Below are 831 nucleotides of genomic sequence, written 5' to 3'. Positions count from 1 at the left end.
TTCAGCCTCTGCAACAGGATGCTTTCAGCACCCTGCAACACGCGCCCTTCCTAAAAGGCCTTTTAAAACCTTTTAAAGGTAAGGGGGGGATGCTCCAGTTGACCGAGCTGTGCCGTTCCCTTGAAGACGATTTGAACGCGCTGGCCGAAGATCAAGTGCTGGCCCAGGCGAACAGACATCCCTACACCCTTCTACCGGTTCGGATGGTTCGGCAACGCACAAGCGCCGGCACCGTTTTTCTTCGCTGGCAGGAGATGGGCACTCGGCAGATGGGCGTCAATGTCTGGTCCAGCTTACTGACCGATCCCAGAACCCCCGAATCACTGCTCCAGGATCTGCACGCCATGGAACAGCAACGCGTCGCTTTGAACATGCAGATCAGTCTGGTCCATAGCATCGGCCGTCAGGCTGCCGAGTGTGCCGAGAAGATGGCCCAGGCTGATGCCGTTTACGCAGAACGGCTGCAACAGATCAACCAATCCCGCGTCGCCAATGTCTCTCAGGAGTAATTGCAATGACTGAATCAATCGTCACTTCTTCCAACGCTAACGTGACTTCCGAGGTCAGCATCGAAATGGTCAAGGGCCAGCCCATGACGACCAGCGTCGATATCGCATCGCACTTTGGGAAGCTGCATAAGAATGTAATCAAGGCCATCAAAGCCCTTGATTGTACGGACTCTTTTCATAAGCTCAATTTTGAGCCCATACAAATTGACGTTGATTTAGGTATGGGTAGAACGCGTAAAGACCCAGCATTCCGCATTACCCGCGATGGCTTTACTTTTCTGTGCATGGGGTTCACCGGCAAGGAAGCTGCACGCTGGAAGGA

2 protein-coding genes are annotated in these 831 nt (G+C 53.5%); both read left to right on the top strand.

Translation table 11 applies throughout. The features are described 5' to 3' along the window. Positions 1-509: DUF3158 family protein (locus ABJ99_RS01370; RefSeq protein ID WP_054084294.1), on the top strand; the 509-nt coding region annotated here is incomplete at its 5' end. Between the two features lie 5 nt (positions 510-514). Beyond that, positions 515-831 (top strand): Rha family transcriptional regulator (locus ABJ99_RS01365; RefSeq protein ID WP_195842895.1); only part of this gene is annotated, 317 nt, incomplete at its 3' end.

It is taken from the genome of Pseudomonas syringae pv. cilantro, assembly GCF_001293775.1.
Classification (GTDB): domain Bacteria; phylum Pseudomonadota; class Gammaproteobacteria; order Pseudomonadales; family Pseudomonadaceae; genus Aquipseudomonas; species Aquipseudomonas syringae_P.
Note: the sequence above shows the minus strand (reverse complement) of the source record. Positions and strands in the feature narration are given on the sequence as shown.